The sequence below is a fragment of the Gordonia sp. 11cp genome, assembly GCF_057767225.1.
In genome coordinates this window covers 2,886,244-2,905,648 of the sequence record NZ_CM173437.1, presented here as the reverse complement: position 1 = coordinate 2,905,648, position 19,405 = coordinate 2,886,244, and the positions used below count along the sequence as shown (strand labels likewise).

Sequence of the window (19,405 nt, the reverse complement as noted above, 5' to 3'; positions counted from 1 at the left end):
CTAACCCCCCACTCGCACGGTCGTCGTGGTACCCCAGATGGCCAGACCGAGGAAGAAGTCCAGGACCGCGATGAGCACCAGCGCCGCTCGGACCGCGTGACCGACGGCCACGCCCACACCTGCGGGACCGCCCGAGGCGTAGTAGCCGTAGTAGCAGTGCACCAGGATGATCACGAACGCGAAGACCAGCACCTTGCCGAACGACCACAAGACGTCGGCCGGTGGCAGGAACAGATTGAAGTAGTGGTCGTAGGACCCGCCGGACTGACCGTTGAAGACCGTCGTCACCACACGTGAGGCCAGATACGCCGACAACAGGCCGAGCACGTAGAGCGGGATGACCGCGATGAAACCGGCGATGACACGGGTCGACACGAGGAACGGGATCGACGGCACGGCCATCGTCTCCAGCGCGTCGATCTCCTCCGAGATGCGCATGGCGCCGAGCTGGGCGGTGAAGCCACAGCCCACGGTCGCCGACAAGGCGAGGCCGGCCACCAGCGGCGCCACCTCACGGGTGTTGACGTAGGCGGAGAGGAAGCCGGTGAGTGCCTGCGAACCGATCTGATCGAGTGCGGCGTAACCCTGGAGGCCGACGACCACGCCGGTGAATCCCGACATCAGCACCATCACGCCGATCGTGCCGCCGATGACCGCGAGCCCGCCCGAGCCGAACGCGACTTCGGCGAGAAGACGCATTACCTCACGCGTGTAGTGCACCAGCGTCTTCGGGATCCAGGCGAGCGTGCGGCCGTAGAACGACATCTGCTCGCCGGCACCGTCGAGCACCTTGAGCGGCTTGCCCAGCTGCTTGCGGGCCTCGTACATGTAGTACTCGGGCCGGCTCTTGGCGATGGTCACACCGCCCCCACCTTCGGTCACGTCTAGCTCCCCTTCGGTGGGACGACCTGCAGGTAGACCGCAGTGATGATCAGGTTCGCCAGGAACAGCAGCAGGAACGTGATGACGACGCTCTGGTTGACCGCGTCACCCACGCCCTTCGGGCCGCCCTTGGGGTTGAGGCCCTTGTACGACGCCACGACTCCGGCGAGGACGCCGAAGATCGCAGCCTTCAGCGTCGAGACCCAGAGGTCGGGAAGCTGCGCCAGCGCGCCGAACGACGCCAGGTAGGCGCCGGGCGTGCCGCCCTGGACGACCACGTTGAAGAAGTAACCACCACCGATGCCGATGACGGCGACCAGACCGTTGAGCAGCATCGCCACCAGCACCATGGCCAGCACACGCGGAACGACGAGGCGCTGGATCGGATTGATGCCGAGCACCTCCATCGCGTCGATCTCCTCGCGGATGGTGCGTGACCCGAGGTCGGCGGCGACGGCCGAACCGGCCGCGCCGGCGATCAGCAACGACGTCACCAGCGGCGAACCCTGCTGGATGACGACGAGCACGCTGGCCGCACCGGTGTAGGACTCCGCACCGAGCTGCTTGATGAGCGAACCCGTCTGCAGCGAGACGATTGCGCCGAACGGGATCGCGATCAGCGCGGTCGGCAGGATCGTCACACTGGCGATGAACCAGGCCTGCTGGATGAACTCCCGCCACTGAAACGGGCGCACAAAGGTCTGGCGTGCAACATCGACGAAGAGCTGAACGATATTGCCGGTCTGTGACAGGGCACCTGTCCCGGCTTGCGCGATTCGGTCGACGCCACGCGTGGTGGCACTGCTCATCCTTAGGGAGTCCGCCCTTCGTTCCCATCAGCACGATGGCTGGGCTTGGTCAGTGCATCACCGGGTGTGTGCCACTGCTCGGTCGGGGCATCGCTGCCGCCGTAGTCGATGACGTCGGTGTTGGCCTGATCGGACCGCGCGTGCCCGGCGGTGACGCCGGCGGGGGCGGGGGTCCACTCGTTGTCGCCGCCCCGGCTCTCGCCGCCCCGGCTGTCGCCGGGTTCCCGACCGTTCGCCATGTTGTCGGCGTGGGCGCGGCTCTCCTCGCGGATCTGGTCTTCTTGTTCCTGGCTGCGCCGGATCGCCTCCTGCGCGTTCTCGGGCAGGTCGGGCAGCATCGCGTGCACGCGTTCGCGGTGACGGGCGATCGCCTTGCGTTCGGGCATACCGGGATTGGGCTGCACCTGCGGGATGATCTCGGTGAAGTCCTCCTTGGTACCACCACCGGAGATACCCGCGGCCTGCATCGCCTCTTCCTGCTTCTGGACCGCCTCGTCCTTCTCCTCGGACATACCGATCGGACCGAACCGATCACCGGAGAGGAACTGCTTGACCACCGGCTGCTCCGAGGTCAGCAACTGCTCACGCGGACCGAACATCACCAACTCCTTGCGGAACAACATCCCGATGTTGTCCGGAATCGTCCGCGCGATGTTGATGTTGTGCGTCACGATCAAAATCGTCGCATCGATCTGCGCATTGATGTCGATCAACAACTGGCTGATATAGGCCGTACGCACCGGATCCAGACCCGAGTCCGGCTCATCACACAAAATGATCTGCGGATCCAACACCAACGCCCGCGCCAGACCGGCACGCTTGCGCATACCACCGGAGATCTCACCGGGAAGCTTGTCCTCGGCACCGGTCAGACCGACCAAGTCGATCTTCTCCATCACGATGTCGCGGACCTCGTTCTCCTTCTTCTTCGTGTGCTCACGAAGCGGGAACGCGATGTTGTCGAACAAACTCATCGACCCGAACAGCGCACCATCCTGGAACAACACACCGAACAGCTTGCGGATCTCATAGAGCTCCTTGGCCGAACACTGCGTGATGTCGGTGCCATCGATGATCACCGACCCCTGCTCGGGATGCAGCAAACCGATCAACGTCTTCAAAAACACCGACTTACCGGTACCCGAAGGACCCAACAGCGCCGAGACCTCCCCCTCCGGCAGGGTCAGCGACACATCACGCCAAATGTTCTGCGAACCGAACGACTTCGTGAGCCCCTCGACACTGACCTCAACACCCACAACTTCCTCCAGACGATCGCTGCCCCCGAGGCGGCCACGGTGTGACCGCGCACCAACCGGCGGCATGTGTGGTTGGGGTCACTCTAACCGACCCGACCCTGCCCACGACGCCACCGCGTGGTTCTCAGCATTGGCTGTGAGGAAAGCTACCGCCCGGTAACTCTCTCGCGACGATGACAATATCCGATGGTTCGCGGTGAGGGAAGTGGGGTCACGCCCCCCGATGTGACGGCCACCGCAGACCTGGGCTCGACCTGCGGGACATCGAATCGACGACCTGACCCCGCCCCTCGGTTCGAGGGGCGGGGGTGGTCGAAGTGATGTCTGCTTCTGATTCGGATGAACCGAATCGGCCGTTACGACGTCCGAGTGTGATGACCGATTTTCCTGCAGACCTCTCGGCCACCCCCGGACAGCAACGAGCCCGGAACAGCATTGCTGTTCCGGGCTCGTGAGCGGTAGGTCGGTCTTACTTGACCGAAACCTTGGCGCCGGCCTCTTCGAGCTTGGCCTTGGCAGCCTCGGCGGCGTCCTTGTCGACCTTCTCCAGCAGAGCCTTCGGAGCGCTCTCGACGAGGTCCTTGGCTTCCTTCAGGCCCAGGCCCGAGACGACCTCGCGGACGACCTTGATGACCTGGATCTTCTTGTCGCCGGCACCCTCGAGGATGACGTCGAACTCGTCCTGCTCGGCAGCAGCCTCGGCGCCACCGGCAGCCGGCGCACCGGCAGCGGCAACGGCGACCGGAGCGGCCGCGGTGACCTCGAAGACCTCTTCGAACTTCTTCACGAAATCGCTGAGCTCCAGCAGGGTCAGTTCCTTGAACTGATCGATGAGCTCGTCAGCGGTGAGCTTCGCCATGATTGGCGTCCTTCCTGTCGGTCCCCGTACGGGGGTTGGTGTTCATCCCCGTACGGTTCGGGGATTGTGGTGGTGGTGCGGCGGACGACCTATTCGGTCTCGCCGGCTTCGTTCTTCTTCTCCTGCAGGGCCGCGGCCAGGCGCGCCACCTGCGAAGCCGGCTGGTTGAACAGACCGGCGGCCTTAGCCAAGTTGCCCTTCATGGCACCGGCGAGCTTGGCCAGCAAGACCTCACGGGTCTCAAGGTCGGCGATCTGCTCGATCTCGGCAATGGACAGCGCGCGGCCGTCCATGTACCCGCCCTTGATGACCAGAGCCTTGTTGTCCTTGGCGAACGTCTTGATCGCCTTCGCGGCCACAACCGGCTCACCTTCGATGAAGGCGATCGCGGTCGGACCGGTGAACAGCTCGTCGAGCCCTTCCACGCCCGCCTCAGCAGCGGCACGCTTCACCAGGGTGTTCTTGGCGACGGAGTAGGTTGCACCCTCACCGAGGGAACGTCGCAGCTGGGAGATCTGGGTGACGGACAGACCACGGTATTCCGTGACAACCGTCGCAGTGGAGCCCTTGAACTGCTCTGCGATCTCCGCAACAGCGGCGACCTTTTCGGACTTGGCCATACTTCGCCTCCTCTCCTCGTCACTATGAGTTGGTCGAGTTCAACCAAGAGCGACGGGCGCAGGGAGGCGATCGAGGGCGGAGATGACAAACGCCCCGGCACACAGGCACGGGGCGTGAACGCACACACTGAACGTGTGGAGCGACATTCCTCGTTCATCCTGCGTGGGCCGGCGACCTCGTCGCGCCTTCGTCCGGGAAATCCCGACGACCAACGGTCTCTGGTTGAACCGATACGACACACGGGTGTGCATCACATCGAGGACTAGGCTACGCGGACGTGGACGAACAATCCAAATCGCCCGATCCGCACGCCCCCGATGACCGCGCGCGGGCCGCCGCGGACGCCGTCTACGACCGCCACCTGCAGCGGGCCTTCTGGCTTCCGGGAACACGCGCGGCCGCGGTCGCCTGGCCGATCGGACGCATGCAGGCGCAGTTCGGATCGTGGCACTACTGGTGGCACGCCCACCTCGTCGACCTTCTCGTCGACGCCGCCATCCACCGGGTGGCCGGCTCATCCCACGGCGACCGGTCATACGACCCCGACATCGCCGACGACGTCGACCGGTTGCTGCGCGGCATCCGGATCCGCAACGGCGGCCGCTGGACCAACAACTACTACGACGACATGGCGTGGCTCGGACTCGCGATCGAACGCGCCGACCGCCATCTGCACCTCGACCACGCGGGCGGACTCCGCGTGCTCGCCGGCCAGATGCTCGACGCGTGGGTGCCCGACGACGGGGGCGGGATCCCGTGGCGCAAAGCCGATCAGTTCTTCAACGCGCCCGCCAACGGCCCGGCCGCGATCCTGCTGGCACGCACGGGTCATGTCGAGCGCGCGGTGGCGATGTGCGACTGGATGGACGCCAACCTCGTCGATCCCGACACCCACCTGATCATCGACGGCCTCAAGAGGCTCCCCGACGGTTCGCTGAAGCCCGAGACCGGCACCTATACGTACTGCCAGGGCGTCGTGCTGGGCGCCGAACTGGAGGCCCTGCGCGCGACCGGGGATCGCACGCACCTCGACCGCCTGGCCCGGCTCCTCGACGCCGTCGAACGCCACTCCTGCACCAACGGGGTGATCGACGGAGGGGGCGGCGGCGACGGGGGCCTCTTCCACGGCGTGCTGGCCCGTTACCTGGCGCTCGTCGCCACCGACCTTCCCGACGTCGGCGGTTCGGATGATCTGCGTGCTCGTGCAGCACGGATCGTGACCCGAAGCGCGGACGCCGCGTGGGCCAACCGCACCGAAGTCGCCGGACACCCGGTCTTCTCCAGCGACTGGCGCCGACGTGCCGTGATCCCCACCGATGATGGAGCAAAAGCCCAGTTCGTGGCGGGTGCGGTCAATCCGTCGGAGGTCCCGGAGCGAGACCTCTCGGTGCAGCTGTCGGCCTGGATGGTGCTCGAAGCCGCGGCGGCGATCGACCTCGGTTTACCTGAATGTGACCAGGAACACACACGCCGATGACCAAAAAGACGCCGCCCGGTTAGCCATCCGATACCGGGCCTGAGTTATTCTTCAACGAATGCGTGAAGTGACCTGGAACACACTGTAATCCGCAGCCAGCGGACGAACCGGGGAACCCACGACCGACACGACGGGGTGTCGGTGTCCACCCGGCCGTCTCGATCCGTGCAACAACCCGCGGGTGCGCCACCTCCCCCAGGCAGGGTGATGCACCATGACGTATCAGCTGGATCCCACACAGTCGCGCGCACGGGTCGTCCCGTCGACACGCACGCGCACCAGCGGTGCGCCGCATTTCGGCACCCTCCCCCTGGGCGATCCCACTGGCGGCGCCGACGGCATCCGGTGGCGTGAACAGGTCGACGGCAAGCAGCTCTACCCACGCGTGGTCATCGACCGCAACGTCTCCATCACCATGAGCGACGGCGCGGTCCTGCGCGCCACCGTGATCCGCCCCGCCAACAGGTTCGGGCAGACGATCCTCACGCCCTACCCCGCGGTCGTCAACATCAACCCGTACAACCGGGCGGCCATCGACTTCATCGACCAGACCCTGCACGCCCCGGTCCTCGGCAAGGCGCTGCACACCGCGTCCCGGTCGATCGACGCCACCGGCACCGCGCTCGAGGGACTCACCACGCTGACGAAGACGCTGTCGGGTGGCGTCTTCGACGTCTTCGGCATCAATCGGAACCTGGTGCGCAGCGGGTACGTACAGGTGGTCGTCGATGTCCGCGGAACCGGTGCGAGCCTGGGCAAGTGGCAGATCCTCGGCCCTCGCGAGCAGCAGGACTCGGTGGAGGTCATCGACTGGGTGACCGAGCAGGAATGGTGTGACGGAAGCGTCGGGATGGCCGGTTGGTCGTACTCGGCCATCAACTCGCTGCAGGCCGCGGACAAGCGGCCCGCCGCGCTCCAGGCCGTCTTCGCGGTCGAGGGGTGCGACGACCTGGTGCGCGACATCTACATCACCGGCGGCATGCCGTCGGCGTTCATCCCGGTGTGGTTGTCGGCGGTCAACATGCTCAAGTGGGTTCCCAACCCCGCCAACGTGATCCGCGACCTCGTGCGTGGCGACGCGGTGCGCTGGGCGATCGACCGGGTGAAGTCCCCCGCCACCGAGATCCCCTCGTTGCTGTGGGGGTTCCTCACCGCACGCGATCCACGTATCTTCGACGACCCGTACTTCGACGACCGCGATCCGGTCGTCGACCGCATCGAGGCGCCCACCTTCACCGTCGGAGCGTGGCATGATCTGTTCGGCCGCAGTGCAACCGGCGTCTACGAGCGGTTACAGATGGAGCCCGGACGCAAGCAGATGATCGTCGGCGACGGTTATCACCTCGACGTCGGGTCGGGGTACGGCGGTCAGTTCGCTCCCCCGCGTCTGGACGTCCTCGAACGCGCGTGGTTCGACCGCTGGCTCAAGGGGCACCGCAACGGGATCGAGTACTACGGACCGGTCACGATGCTGCAGCAGGGCGGCGCCTGGACCGCGGGCCAGAGCTTTCCCCGCCCGGGGGTGGCTCCGACGCGGCTCTACCTCACCGCCGAGTCATCGTCGACCGCCGACCATTCCGTCCACGACGGGTCGCTGAGCACCACTCCCGCGCAAGGGGTTTCGTCGTTGCACGTACGTCCGGACAGCCGCGGTCTCCGTTCCCGCGACATGACCCAGGTGACCGCGGGCGCGACCCTGGTCCTCGGCGCCGACTACGCCAAGGACGCGCGTTACCAGGAACGCGGAGCACTGTCGTTCACCACCGAGCCGGTACTCGAGGCCACCCCGATCAGCGGCGCGATGAACCTGCGCCTCAACGTCGCAACCACGGCACACGAGGCGATCTGGGCGGTGACCGTGAACGACGTCGCGCCCGACGGCACGTCGGTCGTGCTGACCAACGGCGCGCTGTCGGCATCGAATCGCGCTCTGGACCAGTCGAAGTCGACGTACGCCGACGACGGCAGCCTGCTCTCCGCGCACCACTACCTGTCCCACAAGCGCAAGCTGCCGGTGCCCGCCGACGAACCGATCCGCCTCGACGTCGACCTCGTCCCCACCGATGCGGTCCTGCAGCCGGGTCATCGGCTCCGTGTCGACGTCTACGCCGCGAGCCTGCCGCGCTACCTGACCCTGGTGCCCGACCTCATCAAGGCACGCGGCCGCCGCCATCAACGTCTCGTGCTCGACCCCGACCACCCGAGCCACCTGACCCTGCTGGCCGGCGACGGGCTGCGCTGAGGTCGTTCTCCGGACAGGCCGAGGAGCGGCCCAGCTGGCATAGTGGCTGCCATGCACACGGATCGCGCCGATCGGGGACCGACGTGAGACTCGGCATGCTGTATTCCCTCTCGGGCAACCAGGCGGAGATGGAGCAGTCGATCCTGGACGGGGCGATGCTCGCGGTCCACCAGATCAACTCCCGCGGCGGCGTTCTGGGTTCGGACATCCAGGTCGCGATCTACGACGACCACTCCGAGGTGTCGTCGACCGCCCGCGGGGTGGATCATCTGTGCACCGCCGAGAACGTCGACGCCATCGTCGGTGGGTACACCTCCGCGGCCCGCCTGGCGCTGACTCCGGCCATTCACGCGAACGCCTCGTTGTTGATGTATCCCACCTACTTCGAAGGTGAGGAGACCGACTCGCGGATCTTCTACTGCGGCGCGGCGCCCAACCAGTACATCGCCGACTATCTGGCGTGGATCGCCGGCACACTCGGCCGGCGCGTGTACGTCGTCGGCTCGGATTACATCTATCCGCGCGTTCTGGCCGAGGCGATCCGACGACTGGCCGGAAGCCTCGGGATCGAGATCGTCGGTGACCGTTACGCACCCCTCGGAGAGACGAGGTTCGAATCGATCATCGACGACATCGATCGCGTGCGTCCCGACGTCGTGGTCTGCAATCTCGTCGGCGCCGACTCGACGACCGCGTTCTACACGCAGTATCACCTCGTCGGACTGACCCCGGACACGGTTCCGATCGCGGCGACCGTCACCACCGAACTGGACCTGGCCCACATGCCGACCGAGGTCAGCGACGGTCACTACATGGTCGCGACCTACTTCTCCGAGCTCTCGTCGCCGGTGAACGACACGTTCCGGCGCGATCTGGCCCAGGTGCGGGGCCAGCGGTGGAGTCACGCCGCCCAGATCGGGGCGTTCAATGCGGTGCACGCGCTCGCGCTGGCCGCCGAGCAGGCCCAGTCACTCGACGTCGACGCCCTGTCGCGCGCGCTCATCGGCATCCGTTTCGAGGACAATCCCGAGGGCGCACCGTTCTACTTCCGTGCCAATCACTACAGTTCGCATCCGTCCTACGTCGGCCGTGCCGCGGGCGGGAAGTACGAGGTCATCGCCGACTTCGCCGCACGCCAGCCCGATCCGTGGTGGTCAGGGAGCCGTCCGCCGGCTCCGGTCCCCCCGCCCGCGGGACGTCTCGCCGACGCATAGGGCGAGGTAGTAGTCGGTGCGGTCGACCATCGACTGCAATCCGCGTCCGGTCAGCTTCTCGATGCGGGACAGGCGGTATCGCAAGGTGTTGATGTGGATGCCCAACTCGTTGGCCGTCGCGCCCGAGTGGCAGTCGAGCGCGAAGAACGTCACGAGAGTCGACACGTAGCTCGTGTCCTTCTCCTTGTCGTAGGCGAGCACGGGGTCGAGCAGCGAACTGCGCAGCGCCGCTGACCGTTCGGAGTCACCGGCGAGCAGCGTCGCGGCGAGCGGCACCGGCAGGGCGATCGTGGCCGACGACTGGTCGTCGGCGCGGGAGTTCCGTTCTGCCATCTGCCGCGCGTTGATGAGCCCCCTCGTCAGGTCGTCGCTGCTGCGGATCACGTAGGAACTGCCGCCGACGGCGAGCTCGGCGTGCCGGGCGACGAAGACGTCGGCGAACATCTGCAGATGTGCCTCGAAGTCGCGTCCCGTCGGGGGCGTCGAGTCCTTCTCGGTGCCGGTCTTGATCAGCGCGTATGCCACCGAGTCATGCGCTGCCGCAACGGTTGCGAGGCCCGCGCAGGCACCCAGGTCGTGCAGTGCGTCGACGACCCTCGCCGCCGAGGTGTCGCTGTGCGGCCCGATGATCACCGCCACCGAGTGGACGCGGTCACCGGTTCCGTAGCCGAAGGACCCCACCCACGGATCCATCGCCGACGACGGGATCCGCGCCTCGATCAGCTCGCGGACGAGGGCTCCTTCCAGCGGCCTGCGCATCGTCCGGTTCACCCGCAACAGGTACGCGTCGGCGTCGGCGTCGTTCGCGAGTTTGCGGACCCGGGTCGATTCCAGGGGACGTCGACGCGGATTCGAGAGCACCAGCGCCGCGCCCGACCTCGGCAGGGAGATGTGCAGGGCCGCGGCGGTCCCGGGAATCGCGTGCAGGAGAGCCGGGGGCAGTGCGGTGGACTTTCTCAGGAGATCGGTGTCGACGGTCGCGGACGGCACCGTGAGTACCGCGCCGTCGAGCACCACGGCCCCGCTGATCCCCGACGCGCGGTGAAACGCGCCGAGGGACGCCAGAATCGATGCCACCGGGCCGGATTCGTCGATGGCATCGTCGACCATCGCACGCGGCGCGACGACCATCTCGACGTCGCGGAAGCTCCTCTCCCTGGGGAGCATGTAGATCGGCACACCGTGGCTCACGCAGGCGGACACGAACTCGGCGGACAGGTTGTCGTCATCGGTGTCCACCACCACCGCGGCCGCTGCGCACTGCCGCAGGGTCGCCGCGAACGTCTCCGGTGCTCCCGACGCCGGCCACCCCGTCGGGCCCATGAGGACGAGGTCCCCCGCGCCCACCTCGGCGGGCTTGATCCGACCGACCTCGCAGGTTCCGGACACCTCCACGTGTCGCGTCCGCTCGGCGGCCCCCGGAGTGACCGACAGCAGACCCACACCGACGACGACGTCACCCACCGTCGCCATCCGATCGCCTCCTCGCCGCCGCCCTGTTCGTCGATTATCGGTGCTCACAGTCGTTCTCACCACCCGACCGCACACCGCCGTCGTTGTTTCCGTTGTGTGACATCACGTTTCCGGTCCATGTCGGACACATCCGCGTTACGCGCCGCCCACGACGGTTTGCGCAGGTCGCGCGCTCTCCATCGGTCCGTCGCGTGTCAACGTCCAGCGGTCGGCGCCGTGGTACTGGCTGATGAGCCAATTGTTCGGCGGGCCCGCGCCGGGTTTCGTGATGGGCGTCCCGAGACCGCCGAGCCACGAGGAAGTACCCATGACGAAAGCCATCAGCCGGACCGACAAGGTCCGTACCGCCGTCGACATCGGCGGGACGTTCACCGACGTCTTCATCCAGCACTCCGACGGCACGATCGTCACGGCCAAGTATCCGACCCAGAGCAACCCCATCGAAGGCGTGCTGGCCGGGATGGAGCAGGCCGGCGTCGGATGGGAAGATGTCGAATTCTTCTCGCACGGAACGACAATCGCGACCAACGCACTCATCACGAGGAAGTTCCCGAAGGTCGCCCTGGTGACGACCGAGGGATTCCGGGACGTGATCGAGATCCGGCGCGGCGACCGTGAGTCCTGGGATCCGTACCAGGAGGTCGCACCTCCGGTTGTCCCACGTCGCCATCGCCTGACCGTCAGCGAACGGATCGGTTACGACGGAACCGTGCTCGAGCCGCTCGACGAGGACGCTGCCCGCGAGGTCGCACGGGTCCTGCGCCGCCGCGAGATCGAGACCGTGGCAGTGTGTTTCGTCAACTCGTTCACCAATCCCGCACATGAGAACCGGATGGCCGAGATCCTCACCGAGGAGCTGCCGGGCGTGTCGATCACCACCTCCAGCGATGTCCTGCCTGAGATCTTCGAGTACGAGCGGTTCTCGACGACCGTCGCCAATGCCGCCCTGGTCCCGATCATCGGCCCCTACGCCCGGACGCTCGAGGGCCGGCTCGCGGATGCCGGCTACGACAACGATGTCCTGCTGCTCCATTCGGGCGGCGGAGTCATGACACCGGCCATGGCCGAGAAGTACGGCGCCCGCCTGGCCGCCTCCGGGATCGCGGCGGGGGCGATCGCGAGCCGGCACATCGCCCGCACATGCGGGTTCGAGAATTCGATCGGGTTCGACATGGGCGGCACCTCGACCGACGTCTCGCTCACCGACAACGGCGTGCTGGCGACGACCAACATGTGGAGCGTCGCGTTCGGCCACCCGATCTGCTTCCCCAGCATCGAGGTGCTCACCATCGGCGCCGGTGGTGGTTCGATCGCCTGGCTCGACGACGCCGGTTCGCTGCGCAACGGTCCCCAGTCCGCGGGGTCCGACCCCGGACCGGCCTGCTACGGCGCGTCCGGGGATCTCGCCACCAACACCGACGCCAACCTGATCCTGGGCACCGTCGGCAAGAAGCTGGCCGGCGGCGTCAAGGAGCTCGACGAGTCGATGGCACGGGTCGCCCTGGAAAAGATCTCCGCGCCGCTGGGTCTCGACGTCGAGACGGCGGCGCAGTCGATCATCAAGGTCGCCAACGCCAACATGGCCGACGCGATCCGCCTGATCTCCATCCGCAAGGGCCACGACCCGCGGGACTTCGCGCTGGTCGGTTTCGGCGGAGCCGGCCCCCTACACGCCGCCTACCTCGCCAAGGATCTGGGCATCCCGACCGTCATCATCCCGCCGCACCCGGGCGTCACCTCGGCCATGGGCTGCATGTTGGTCGACATCCAGCACGACATCACCCGGATGTACCTCGCCGACGCCGACGGCGCGGACCTCGACCACCTGGCCGCGACCTTCGCCGAGTTGCAGGAGGAAGGACGCGAACGACTGACGGCCGAGCACGTCGACCCCGCCGACATGCTCTTCGAGTACTACCTCGACATGCGCTACGAGGGACAGTGGCGGGCGATCGCGGTGCCCGTGTCCATGCCGCTGACGAGTCTGGACGAGGTCGTCGCGACGTTCCACGCGACACATCTCAAGGAGCACAACTTCGCGGCGGAGGACACCGGCGTCGAGATCTACCGGATCTCGTTGCGCGCCATCGGACTCACCCCGCGGATGGACGTCACACCCGCCGTCCTGATCGATCCGGCGACCTTCTCGCCGGAGCCACTCGAGGTGCGGGACGTGCTCTTCCCCGACGAGGTCGCCCGGCTGGCGACGCCGGTGTACGACCGCGCCGGCCTGCCGCCCGGAGCCGTGCTGACCGGCCCGTGCATCGTCGACCAGCTCGACTCGACGACCGTCGTCCCGCCGCGGACATCCGCGCGGGTCGACGAGTGGGGCAACCTCCTGCTCACCGCCGCCGAGTGATCTCCCAACCGTCTCAGACAGAACAGGAAACCCCAACCATGGCAACAACACTCGACCCGGTCACGTTCGAGGTGCTGAAGAACGCCTTCATCAACACCGTCGATCAGATGGCCGAACAGATCCTGCGCACCTGCTACTCGTTCGTCATCTACTCCCGTGACTTCTCCTCGGCGCTCTGCGACACCGAGGGCAACACCGTCATGCAGGGCACCGGCGACATCGCGGCCCACGTCGGAACACTGCACTACACCGCGAAGGCGGTCATCCGGCAGTTCGAGGGCGACATCCATCCGGGCGACGTCTTCGTGATCAACGACGTCTACGAAGGCGGAAGTCACTTCAACGACACCCGGATCATCCGGCCCATCTACTACCAGGGCGAGCTGCTCGGCTACGCCCAGGCCAACGGCCACTGGGCCGACGTCGGCGGCGCCACTCCCGGGTCGTTCAACGTCAAGGCGCTCGATCACATGGGCGAGGGACTGCGGATCCCGCCGACCCGCCTGTGGAGCAAGGACCAGTTCCTCGAAGACGTCGCCTACCTCATCGCGAAGAACACCCGCAACCCGCGCGACATCATCGGCGACATGCAGGCACAGGCGGAGGCGACCCGCGTCGCCGAGCGCGAGATCCAGCGTCTGTGCGACAAGTACGGCGTCGAGACCATCAAGACGGCGATGGCCGAGGTGCAGGACTACGTCGAGGATCTCACCCGCGCCAAGATCGCCGAACTTCCCGATGGTGTCTGGTACACCGAGGATTACATCGATCAGGACCCGGCGCGCGGGGAGGGACTCATCCCCATCAAGACACGGATGACGATCTCCGGAGACACCGTTCACTACGACCTCAGCGAATCACACGCGTCGATCTCGTCGATGCTCAACGCGGGATTCGGCGGGTCGTTCGCCGGCATCGTCGCCGGCACGAAGATGCAATTCCCGGACATCCCACTGAATTCCGGGTTCTACCGCGTCGTGACAGCAGACCTCGGGCCACTCGGGTCGGTGGTCAACGCCGACTGGCCGTCGCCGTGTGCCGGCTTCTGCTCGGGCCCGTTCGAGAAGATCATGAGTTCGGTCTTCGAGATCTGGTCGGACATCCAGCCCGAACGGGCGATGGCGTGCACGTTCAACCTGGAGTACCTCCTGGTGGGCGGCCGAGATCAGCGCGGCGACGGCAATCCGAATTTCATGTGGTACGACTGGATGATGGGTGGCTGGGGCGCCCGCAACGGCGCCGACGGCTACAACGCATCCGCTGCCGTCTTCGGAGTCCAGTACGGCACACAGCCTTTCGAAGGGCAGGAGCGTCTGGCCCCGGTCCTCACATCGTGCCACGACCTAGTGCCCGACTCCGGCGGGCCCGGCAAGTTCCGCGGGGGCCTCGGCGCCGAGAAGGGCGGAAAGCTGTGGGCCAGCGACAACACCGTCATGTCCTACTGCTGTGATCGCGAACGGTCGGTCACCTGGGGACTGTGGGGCGGCCTGCCGTCCATCCCGCACGGGGTCTGGCTCAACAAGGGCACCGAGGACGAGCAGTACCTCGGCTCGATCTTCGCCGCGGTCCCCATCAAGTCGGGAGACGAGTTCACCCGTCCGTCGGCCGGTGGCGGCGGTCTCGGGGACCCGCTCCAGCGCGACGTGGACGCCGTGCTGGAGGACGTCATCGACGGATACGTCTCGATTGCCCGGGCGGAGAAGGACTACGGCGTCGTCGTCAAGGAAATCGATCCCGAGATCTTCGTATACGAGGTGGATCTCGAAGCCACCCTCACCGCACGCGAGTACATCCGCAGCAATCGGCACGCGTGGATCGAACGCGACCCGCAAGCGGTCTCCGAGGAGTACCGCTCCGGTCTGATCAATGAGATGGACTGTGTCCGCCAGTACGGCGTGATCCTCGACTGGGGCAGCGGTGACGTCCTGACCAACACGACGTCGCAGTTCCGGCAGATGTTGCGGCGGCGCACCGTCATCCACTGGACCGACGACCCCACCGTCGACTTCGTCCCGGGCACGCTGACGGTGTCGGAGCCGGCCACCGTCTGACGTTCCCGGCACCGGGACCCGATTCGTACGACACCCAGCGGCGCATCTGACCACCACTCGAACACCAAGGAATGCAATGACTCTCGACATCTCGTCCTCCAGGGCGGGCGGAGTTCCGCCCCTGGACGTCACATACACCGACGATCCCCAGGTCCTCGCACGCGCCGCGGCCGAGGACTACTCCATGCACATCGTGCCCAACTCGTGGCGGACGTCGCGTTCGTCGGTGTCGATGGCCTGGTTCGGCCTGATGAGCGCGATGTTCTTCGTGGTCGTCGGCGCCACCGTCTCGCTCTCCGTCGGAGCCGCCGACGCCCTCATCGGCATCGGACTCTCGGTCGTGGCCTACGGCGCCATCAACTCCGTCGCCGCCAAGTTCGCCAATCAGACCGGAACCAGCGTCTCGCTGTTCTCCCGCGTCGTGTTCGGCCGTGCCGGATCCGCCTTCGCCGCAGCCCTGTTCGGGATCACCATCGCGTATTACGTGGTGGCCGAGGGCGCGATCGTCGCGTCGGCCCTGCACGCCTACTTCGGTGCACTCCCGATCGCGTTCTGGGCGTTGGTGGTCGTCGCCTATCAGGCGCCGCTGGCGTGGCGCGGTGTCGCCACCTGGCTCGACCGGCTCAACGGGGTGCTGTTGCCGCTCTATGTGGTCGGGCTGGTCGGTTCGGTGGTGTGGGCGATCGCCGAATACGGTTACAGCAACGACTGGCTCACCTACGAGCCGGAGGCCGCGGCCGATCTCGGGGTGCCCGGGTGGTGGTACGCCTTCGTCATCTACATGGGCGTCTGGGTCGTCACGATGATGGCCTGGGACTACGCGCGATTCGGCCGCCCGCAGGATGCGACCTTCAACGCACGGGTGTCCTTCGGTACGCCGTTCTACGTCGTCACCCTCTTGATCAACGCGGCGGTCGGTATGTTCCTCGCCCAGACCATCACCATCGCCGGACCGCTCTCCGAGGAGTCGGCGATCCTCGGGATCGTCGGCATGATGGGTATCTGGGGTCTGCTGTGGGTCGTCGTCAGCCAGACACGCGTCAACAGCGGCAACTTCTACCTGGCGTCCACCAACTTCCAGAACTTCTTCGCCCGCACGGTCAAGTTCTCGATGCCCCGCACCTTCTGGGTCGGCGTGGTCGCGGTGATCGTCTACCTGATGATGCTGACCAACGTGCTGTCCTGGATCACCACCTCCCTGCAGTACCAGGGCGTCCTCATCGTGGGATGGGTCGCCATCGCGCTGACGCACATCGCCTGGATGCGGCTGCGTCGGATTCCCGCCGACTCCCTGGAGTTCCGCCCGGGACGCGTGCCCGCGGTCAACCCGGCCGGCGTCGGCGCGTGGGCGGCCGCGTCCGTGATCGGCATCGCTCTCGTCTTGTTCGGCGGTACTTTCGGCGCGGTGTGGGCGTCACCCATCGCCTTCGTCGTCGCCGGCGTCATCTACGCCGTGGCGCTGAAGTTCCGGCGCGAGGGCTGGTTCACCATGCAGCGACCCCACGACCCTCGCGATGAGGTCGACGACATGTGGGAGGCACGCATCCGCTGTCACTGCTGCGATGACAGCTACATCGCCTACGAGATGGACCGCGACCCGGCCGCCGGACATGCGCCGATCTGTCTGGCCTGCGCATCCGACGACGTCGAGTTCCAGCGAGCCGCGGATCGTGAGGCTGCTGCGTCGAAGGCCTCGAGGACACGCGCCGCCAGTTGACCGACCGGACCTCCGGACCGGGTTGCCCTCCGTGGCAACCCGGTCCGGATCGGTCGTCGACGTGGTGGATCGATCGTTCGCGGCGGGCGACCCATGTGGCGGGGCGCCCGCTAGCGCCTGTGATCGATCGCGCAGGGGCCGGTCGGCCCACCGGGTTAGGATCACCTCACTACTGCTGATGAAAGAGGTATCGACTCGTGGTCGTGATGAATCGCCGAAGAATGCTGACGTTGAGCCTGACCGCCGCCGCCGCAGGCGTGCTGGCCGGCTGTGACTCCGAGGGTCGCCCGGCAGAGGGTGCACCTGCTGCGGTGACGCCCGAATCCGACGCCTTTCCGGTCACGATCGATCACATGTACGGGTCGACCACCATCGAGCGCACCCCCTCGCGGATCGCGGTCATCGGTATCGGTGATGCCGACGTGCTGCTGGCACTGGGTGTGATGCCGGTGATGGTGCCGGTGTGGAAGGGCTCGACAGACGACGGCATCGGCGAGTGGGCAGAACCCAGGATCACCGGCGACGATCCCGAAGCCCTGGCCAACGCCACTGCAGACTTCAGCGTGTCCGCGGTCGCCGCCGCCCGGCCCGATCTGATCGTCGCCGTGAACAACGCGATCGACGAGCCCACCTATCGGCTGCTGGCATCCATAGCGCCGACGGTGCTGCACGCGGCAGACCACACCGACTGGGTGCTGCCCTGGCAGGAGGTCACCACGAGGATCGGCACGGCCGTCGGACTTCCCGGTGCAGCACGTGAGTTGGTCTCTTCCACCGAGGATCTGGTGGTCAGCCGACGGCGCGACAACCCACAGTTCAGCGGCCGGACCGCGGCGATGGTCGTTCGGTGGGGGGACGGCAACCTCCGCGTCTACAGCCCGGAGGCCGCACGTACACAGTTGCTGACCGGTCTGGGATTCGGGCCGCCGCCGGCGCTCGCGGGTGCGTTCAACGGCCAGTTGTTCGTCGAGATCTCACTGGAGAACATCCCGATGATCGACAGCGACGTCATCGTGTTCGACAACTGGCCGAACTCGCGCACCGAGATGGAGTCCCTTCAGTTGTTCTCACAGCTGCCCGCAGTGCGTTCCGGCGCGCTGGTCGGACTGGACCCGATCGTGAGTGACGCGGTGTCCATGCCGAATCCGCTGACGATACCTTTCGTGCTCGACGAACTCGTCGAACAACTCAAGACGAAACCTCTCTGACGCCGTCGCGCCGGCCCAGGCGGATGTGCACCGCCTGGGCACGGTACCAACCGATCAGGCCGGCCACGGCCAGCATGATCACAGCGGTCACGGGAGCCCACACGGCCGCCGTCGACAGATCGCGGGCGTCGGCCACGTCGTAGAGCGCACCCACTCCCGCCGACGCGGCGAGACAACCGAGCCCGGCGACGCTGTTGAGCAACCCGAAATATGCGCCGAGATGTCGTTCTGCGGCCAATTTCGCCACCGTGTCGCGCATCGGGGGGACCATCAACATCTGGCCGAGGTGCAGCAGCGCGACCCACGCCGCGAGCGCGGTGTTGCCGACGGCGACATCGTGTGGCGAGATCTCTGCGAACACCGGTGCGAGGAACGACAACCCGATGATCGCCATCCCTCCGATCACTGCTCGGCGATGGCCGATGCGGTGGGCCACGGCAACCATCGGCCGTTGGCAGACGATGACGAGGACGGCCGCCCCGGCGTAGAACCAGCCGAGGCCGGACTCATCGCCGGTCAAGGACTGCAGTTCCACCGGCAGCATGAGGTACACCAGGCTGAATGCGGCCAGCTGTGTGCCGCACAAGACGGCGTAGGTCATGAACACCTTGTCCGACAGCACCGTTCGCCACACCGCGGACAACGCGGGAGAACCGGGACCCCCGTCCGGGTCGGCCGTGGTGCGCACCGTGGCGGGGAACCACCGCCAGAACGCCACCCACAGCGCCGCGAACAAGGCGGCCGCGCAGCCCGTCGTCCATGCGAACGGCACACCCAGCAGCGACGTGCCGATGATCGGCCCGATCACGGTGCCGATACGGCTGCACATCTGCTCGAGGCCGAACAGTTCGGTCCGCCTCATGATGTCGTCGCGTTCGAGCTGCGCACCCACCGCCGCGTTCGCAGCTTCGACGGCAGGCGCGAACAGCGCTGCCGCAACGCCTATCAGGACCACCCCGGCGATGATCCACGGCAGGGTCGTCACGAAGCCGAGCATCGCGAACCCGACAACTCGCACGGCGATTCCGAGAAGAATGATCGCCCGGGGACCGAACCTGTCCGCCAGGCTGCCGCCGAAGAAGAACAAGCCCTGCTGAGAGGCCATCCGCAGGCCGAGCACCAGGCCCACCACCGCGGCGGAGAAACCCAGGTCGCTGCTCAGACGCACAGCCAGGAACGGGACCACCAGGTAGAAGCCGACATTGAACAGGGTCATCGACGCCAGCATCAAACG

At 66.6% G+C, this 19,405-nt stretch carries 14 protein-coding genes; 7 read left to right on the top strand and 7 right to left on the bottom strand.

Going from position 1 to position 19,405, the window contains the following annotated elements:
* The 5 genes from AC3B6C_RS12990 to rplJ form a co-directional block, all read right to left on the bottom strand.
* Entirely contained in the window at positions 1-828 is an 828-nt protein-coding gene (locus tag AC3B6C_RS12990) for an MlaE family ABC transporter permease (RefSeq protein WP_044507639.1), read from the bottom strand.
* A gap of 56 nt (positions 829-884) precedes the next feature.
* Entirely contained in the window at positions 885-1,691 is an 807-nt protein-coding gene (locus AC3B6C_RS12985; protein ID WP_004023366.1) for an MlaE family ABC transporter permease, read from the bottom strand.
* Between the two features lie 2 nt (positions 1,692-1,693).
* Positions 1,694-2,950 (bottom strand): ABC transporter ATP-binding protein, encoded by a 1,257-nt coding sequence (locus AC3B6C_RS12980; RefSeq protein ID WP_044506025.1) that lies wholly within the window; start codon positions 2,948-2,950, stop codon positions 1,694-1,696.
* A 469-nt stretch (positions 2,951-3,419) separates the two neighbouring features.
* Positions 3,420-3,809, bottom strand: coding sequence for a 50S ribosomal protein L7/L12 (rplL, locus tag AC3B6C_RS12975; RefSeq protein WP_010844580.1), 390 nt, complete (start codon positions 3,807-3,809; stop codon positions 3,420-3,422).
* An 89-nt stretch (positions 3,810-3,898) separates the two neighbouring features.
* On the bottom strand, positions 3,899-4,429 hold the full coding sequence (gene rplJ, locus AC3B6C_RS12970; RefSeq protein ID WP_010844579.1) for a 50S ribosomal protein L10: 531 nt from the start codon (positions 4,427-4,429) through the stop codon (positions 3,899-3,901).
* Between the two features lie 278 nt (positions 4,430-4,707).
* Here rplJ and AC3B6C_RS12965 point away from each other — a divergent pair, with 278 nt between their 5' ends.
* The 3 genes from AC3B6C_RS12965 to AC3B6C_RS12955 all read left to right on the top strand — a co-directional run bounded on the left by AC3B6C_RS12965 (position 4,708) and on the right by AC3B6C_RS12955 (position 9,363).
* Positions 4,708-5,907: a glycoside hydrolase family 76 protein gene (locus AC3B6C_RS12965; protein WP_488373026.1), complete on the top strand. Its 1,200-nt coding sequence runs from the start codon at positions 4,708-4,710 to the stop codon at positions 5,905-5,907.
* Between the two features lie 214 nt (positions 5,908-6,121).
* Complete coding sequence (locus AC3B6C_RS12960; RefSeq protein ID WP_488373025.1) at positions 6,122-8,149, top strand: CocE/NonD family hydrolase; 2,028 nt, start codon at positions 6,122-6,124, stop codon at positions 8,147-8,149.
* Positions 8,150-8,244: 95 nt separating this feature from the next.
* Positions 8,245-9,363 (top strand): transporter substrate-binding protein, encoded by a 1,119-nt coding sequence (locus AC3B6C_RS12955; protein WP_488373024.1) that lies wholly within the window; start codon positions 8,245-8,247, stop codon positions 9,361-9,363.
* Here AC3B6C_RS12955 and AC3B6C_RS12950 read toward each other — a convergent pair.
* Entirely contained in the window at positions 9,304-10,836 is a 1,533-nt protein-coding gene (locus AC3B6C_RS12950) for a PucR family transcriptional regulator (protein ID WP_488373022.1), read from the bottom strand. The two genes, AC3B6C_RS12955 and AC3B6C_RS12950, sit on opposite strands and share 60 nt — an antisense overlap.
* 307 nt (positions 10,837-11,143) lie before the next feature.
* Here AC3B6C_RS12950 and AC3B6C_RS12945 point away from each other — a divergent pair, with 307 nt between their 5' ends.
* The 4 genes from AC3B6C_RS12945 (at position 11,144) to AC3B6C_RS12930 (ending at position 18,171) form a co-directional block, all read left to right on the top strand.
* On the top strand, positions 11,144-13,195 hold the full coding sequence (locus AC3B6C_RS12945) for a hydantoinase/oxoprolinase family protein (protein ID WP_488373020.1): 2,052 nt from the start codon (positions 11,144-11,146) through the stop codon (positions 13,193-13,195).
* Between the two features lie 38 nt (positions 13,196-13,233).
* The gene (locus AC3B6C_RS12940) at positions 13,234-15,246 is read left to right on the top strand and encodes a hydantoinase B/oxoprolinase family protein (protein ID WP_488373019.1); all 2,013 of its coding nucleotides are present in this window, start codon (positions 13,234-13,236) and stop codon (positions 15,244-15,246) included.
* A 76-nt stretch (positions 15,247-15,322) separates the two neighbouring features.
* Positions 15,323-16,963 carry a purine-cytosine permease family protein gene (locus AC3B6C_RS12935; protein ID WP_488373018.1) on the top strand — a complete coding sequence of 547 codons (1,641 nt, stop codon included), beginning with the start codon at positions 15,323-15,325 and terminating at the stop codon, positions 16,961-16,963.
* Between the two features lie 221 nt (positions 16,964-17,184).
* Complete coding sequence (locus AC3B6C_RS12930; protein ID WP_488373016.1) at positions 17,185-18,171, top strand: ABC transporter substrate-binding protein; 987 nt, start codon at positions 17,185-17,187, stop codon at positions 18,169-18,171.
* Here AC3B6C_RS12930 and AC3B6C_RS12925 read toward each other — a convergent pair.
* Positions 18,152-19,399 (bottom strand): MFS transporter, encoded by a 1,248-nt coding sequence (locus AC3B6C_RS12925; protein WP_488376256.1) that lies wholly within the window; start codon positions 19,397-19,399, stop codon positions 18,152-18,154. The genes AC3B6C_RS12930 and AC3B6C_RS12925 overlap by 20 nt on opposite strands.
* Between the last annotated feature and the right edge of the window lie 6 nt (positions 19,400-19,405).